Source organism: Mycobacterium sp. (genome assembly GCF_035653355.1).
Classification (GTDB): Bacteria; Actinomycetota; Actinomycetes; order Mycobacteriales; family Mycobacteriaceae; genus Mycobacterium.
The window spans coordinates 1-4,539 of the sequence record NZ_DASRBZ010000538.1; the positions used below are offsets into that span (position 1 = coordinate 1).

At 68.5% G+C, this 4,539-nt stretch carries 5 protein-coding genes and 1 pseudogene; all 6 read left to right on the plus strand.

What is annotated here, in order from left to right; genetic code table 11:
• Positions 1-876 (plus strand): threonine--tRNA ligase (locus VFA16_RS18445; RefSeq protein ID WP_324969202.1); only part of this gene is annotated, 876 nt, incomplete at its 5' end.
• Positions 877-919: 43 nt separating this feature from the next.
• Positions 920-1,483 carry an HIT domain-containing protein gene (locus VFA16_RS18450; protein ID WP_324969205.1) on the plus strand — a complete coding sequence of 188 codons (564 nt, stop codon included), beginning with the start codon at positions 920-922 and terminating at the stop codon, positions 1,481-1,483.
• Between the two features lie 48 nt (positions 1,484-1,531).
• Positions 1,532-2,197, plus strand: coding sequence for a phosphatidylinositol phosphate synthase (pgsA, locus tag VFA16_RS18455; protein WP_324969203.1), 666 nt, complete (start codon positions 1,532-1,534; stop codon positions 2,195-2,197).
• A gap of 59 nt (positions 2,198-2,256) precedes the next feature.
• Positions 2,257-3,144 carry a phosphatidylinositol mannoside acyltransferase gene (locus tag VFA16_RS18460; protein ID WP_324969206.1) on the plus strand — a complete coding sequence of 296 codons (888 nt, stop codon included), beginning with the start codon at positions 2,257-2,259 and terminating at the stop codon, positions 3,142-3,144.
• Positions 3,144-4,268, plus strand: coding sequence for a glycosyltransferase family 4 protein (locus VFA16_RS18465; protein ID WP_324969204.1), 1,125 nt, complete (start codon positions 3,144-3,146; stop codon positions 4,266-4,268). Before VFA16_RS18460 ends, VFA16_RS18465 begins: the two co-directional genes overlap by 1 nt.
• A pseudogene (locus tag VFA16_RS18470) lies at positions 4,268-4,539 on the plus strand (exopolyphosphatase); the annotation flags it as partial. The gene VFA16_RS18465 and the pseudogene VFA16_RS18470, both read left to right, overlap by 1 nt.

Below are 4,539 nucleotides of genomic sequence, written 5' to 3' on the forward strand. Positions count from 1 at the left end.
TACCGCTACGAGAAGTCAGGTGTGGTGCACGGGTTGACCAGGGCGCGCGGGTTCACCATGGACGACGCGCACATCTTCTGCACCCGCGAGCAACTGCGCGACGAGCTGGTGTCGCTGCTGCGGTTCGTGCTCGACCTGCTCGGTGACTATGGGCTCGAAGACTTCTACCTCGAACTGTCGACGAAGGATCCGGAGAAGTTCGTCGGCTCCGAGGAAGTGTGGGACGAAGCCACTGCCACGCTGGCCGAAGTTGCCCGGGAGTCGGAGCTGGAGCTGGTGCCCGATCCGGGCGGGGCGGCGTTCTACGGCCCGAAAATCTCGGTGCAGGCTCGCGACGCGCTGGGCCGCAGCTGGCAGATGTCGACCATCCAGCTGGACTTCAACTTTCCGGAGCGCTTCGAGCTGGAGTACACCGCCGCCGACGGCAGCCGGCAACGGCCGGTGATGATCCACCGGGCACTGTTCGGGTCCATCGAGCGGTTCTTCGGCATCCTCACCGAGCATTACGCCGGCGCGTTCCCGGCTTGGCTGGCGCCGGTGCAGGTGGTCGGCATCCCCGTCGCCGACCACCACGTACCGTATCTGGAAGACCTTGCCGCGCAACTGAAGTCCCGGGGAGTGCGGGTCGAGGTCGACACCAGCGACGACCGGATGGCCAAGAAGATCGTCCACCACACCAACCAAAAGGTGCCGTTCATGCTGCTGGCCGGCGACCGCGACATCGAAGCCGGCGCGGTGAGCTTCCGGTTCGGTGACCGTACCCAGATCAACGGCATCGCCCGCGACGACGCCGTCGCCGCCATCGTGGAATGGATCGCCGGCCGCGAAAATGCCGCTCCCACAGCTGATCTGGTGAAGGTGGGCGGACGTGAGTGACCCGGAACGTGCGGCTGCGGAGCGAGACGCCGATGAGCCCACCATCACCGGCTCCGGCGCCGACGAGCGCACGATCGTCGACCGGGGTGTCGGCGAAGCCGACCACCTGCAGCGGCTCTGGACCCCGTACCGGATGAGCTATTTGGCCGAAGCGCCGTTGCGGCGCGACAACTCCGCCTCGGCTCAGCCGTTCACCGACATCCCGCAGCTCTCCGACGAGGACGGGTTGGTGGTGGCCCGCGGCGAACTGGTCTACGCGGTGCTCAATTTGTACCCGTACAACCCGGGGCACCTGATGGTGGTGCCCTATCGGCGGGTATCCGAACTGGAGGATCTCACCGAAGAGGAAAGCGCTGAGCTGATGGCCTTCATCCAGAAGGCGATTCGCGTCATCAAGGCGGTGTCGCGGCCGCACGGCTTCAACGTCGGCGTCAACCTAGGGACCTCGGCGGGCGGCTCGCTGGCCGAGCACCTGCACGTGCACGTGGTTCCGCGCTGGGGCGGGGACGCGAACTTCATCACGATCATCGGCGACTCCAAGGTCATCCCCCAGCTGCTGCGCGACACCCGCCAACTGCTGGCCACCGAGTGGGCGAAACAGCCGTGAGCGCGCCGGCGACGATGCAGAGCGTGGCGATGAGGAGGAGCGGCGCCATTGAGTAGGCTTCTGTCCCGGGAAGGCGTCGCACGCGTCACCACACCGCTGGCGCGGGGGTTGCTGCGAGCCGGCTTGACCGCAGACAGCGTCACGATCATGGCCACCGCGGCGGCGGTGCTGCCAGCGCTGACGCTGTTTCCGACCGGCCGACTGTTCGTCGGCACACTCGTGATCTGGTTCTTCGTCATGTTCGACATGCTCGACGGGGCGATGGCGCGGGAAAGCGGCGGCGGCAGCCGCTTCGGCGCGGTGCTGGACGCCACCTGCGACCGCATCAGCGACGGCGCGGTGTTCTGCGGGCTGTTGTGGTGGGCGGCGTTCGGTCTGCGCAGCCCGTCGCTGGTGGTGGCGACGATGATCTGCCTGGTGACCTCGCAGGTGATCTCCTATATCAAGGCCCGCGCCGAAGCCAGCGGGCTGCGCGGCGACGGCGGCTTTATCGAACGACCGGAGCGGCTGATCATCGTGCTGGTGGGTGCCGGCCTGTCGGATCTGCCGGTGTTCCCGCTGCATTGGGCGCTGCCCGTGGCGATGTGGGTGCTGGCGGTGGCCAGCATGATCACCTGCGCCCAACGGCTGCACACTGTGCGGCACTCCGCTGGCGCAGCGGAACCGTTCGGCGCGCCGGACGAGCACGGCAAGCCGGAGACGAGCGAACCGTGATCTCGATCCCGGCGGGTCTGAGAGTGCCTGACGTCAGCCGCTTGCCGCTGGGTGGCCGGATGAAGGACTTGGGATACGCAGCGGGCTGGCGGCTGGTGCGCGCCATGCCGGAGCTGGCCGCCCGCAACGTCTTCGACGCCGGGGCCCTTTACGCCGCCCGCAACGGCGGGCCGGACCAGCTGCGCAAGAACTTGGCCCGCGTCATCGGCGTGCCCCCGGCCGACGTGCCCGGTACGCTGATGCGTGCCTCGCTGGCCTCCTACGCCCGGTACTGGCGGGAGGTGTTTCGGTTGCCGACGATGGACCACCGCGCGCTGGCCCGCCAGCTTCACGAATCGATCGGCGGCCAGCAGCATCTGGCTGCGGCGCTGGCGGCCGGTCGGGGAGCGGTGCTGGCCCTGCCACACAGCGGGAACTGGGATATGGCAGGGGTCTGGCTGGCGCAGACCCACGGCACCTTCACCACCGTCGCCGAGCGGCTCAAACCCGAGTCGCTATACCGGCGGTTCATCGACTACCGCGAGAGCCTCGGCTTCGAGGTGCTGCCATTGTCCGGCGGCCAGCGCCCGCCGTTCGAGCTGCTCTGCGAACGGCTGGCCGACAACAGGGTGGTGTGCCTGATGGCTGAGCGCGACCTCACCCGCACCGGGGTTCAGGTCTATTTCTTCGGGGAACCCACCCGGATGCCCGCGGGGCCGGCCAAGCTCGCTATCGAGACCGGGGCGGCCCTGCTGCCGGCGCACTGCTGGTTCGAGCGCGACGGCTCGCGTGCCGAGATTTATCCGGCGCTGGACTGCACGAGCGGCGACGTCGGCGTCATCACCCAGGCGCTGGCCGACCGGTTCGCGGACAACATCGCCGCCTACCCCGCCGACTGGCACATGCTGCAGCCGCAATGGTTGGCCGATCTGTCGGACGAGCGCCGGGCCAGTCTGGGGGCCGCCTGATGCGGATCGGCATGGTGTGCCCGTACTCGTTCGACGTCCCCGGCGGGGTGCAGTCGCATGTGTTGCAGCTGGCCGAGGTGATGCGTGCCCGCGGGCACATGGTCAGCGTGCTGGCACCGTCGTCACCCCACGTCAAGCTGCCTGACTACGTGGTCTCTGCGGGCCGAGCGGTTCCGATTCCCTACAACGGCTCGGTGGCCCGGCTGCAGTTCAGCCCCGCGGTGCACCGCAGAGTCAGGCGCTGGCTGACCGACGGCAACTTCGACGTGCTGCACTTGCACGAGCCCAACGCGCCCAGCCTGTCGATGTGGGCACTGCGCGTCGCCGAGGGCCCGATCGTGGCGACGTTTCACACATCGACGACCAAGTCGCTGACCCTGTCGGTGTTCCAAGGGGTGCTGCGGCCTTGGCACGAAAAGATCGTCGGCCGCATCGCGGTTTCCGATCTTGCGCGGCGCTGGCAGATGGAAGCACTCGGCTCTGACGCGGTGGAGATTCCCAACGGTGTCGACGTGGCGTCCTTCGCGTCGGCGCCGCGACTGGACGGGTATCCGCGGGCCGGCAAGACCGTGCTGTTCTTGGGCCGCTACGACGAGCCCCGCAAGGGCATGAGCGTGCTGCTCGGCGCGCTGCCAATGCTGGTGCAGCAGTTCCCGGACGTGCAGCTGCTGATCGTCGGCCGCGGCGACGAAGACGAATTACGCAGCCAGGCAGGCGAATTCGTGGGTCACCTGCGTTTCCTGGGTCAGGTCGACGATGCCGGCAAGGCGTCGGCGTTGCGCAGCGCCGATGTCTACTGCGCGCCCAACACCGGCGGCGAGAGCTTCGGCATCGTGTTGGTCGAAGCGATGGCCGCGGGTACCGCGGTGGTGGCGAGCGACCTGCATGCGTTTCGGCGGGTGTTGCGCGACGGCGAGGCCGGCTGCTTGGTGCCCGTCGACGATCCGGCCGCGCTGGCTGCCACGCTGGCCGAGGTGCTGCACAACGACGTCTTGCGGGAACGCTACATCGCGGCCGGCGCCGAGGCGGTGCGCCGATACGACTGGTCGGTGGTGGCCAACCAGATCATGCGGGTCTACGAGACGGTCGCCGGCTCGGGCACAAAGGTCCAGGTGGCCAGCTGATGGTTTGGCTGGCTGTGGCGATCGCCGTGCTGGTCGCGGTGCTGGTGCTGTTCGCGGGGTGGGTGTATCAGACCGCCAACCGGCTCGACCGCTTGCACGTGCGCTATGACCTCTCGTGGCAGGCGCTGGACGCCGGGTTGGCCCGCCGCGCCGTGGTGGCCCGCGCGATCGCCGTCGACGCCTACGGCGGTGCCGCCGAAGGTAAACGGTTGGCGGCACTGGCCGATGCCGCCGAGCGTGCGCCGCGGCATGCGCGCGAGGCCTGCGAAAA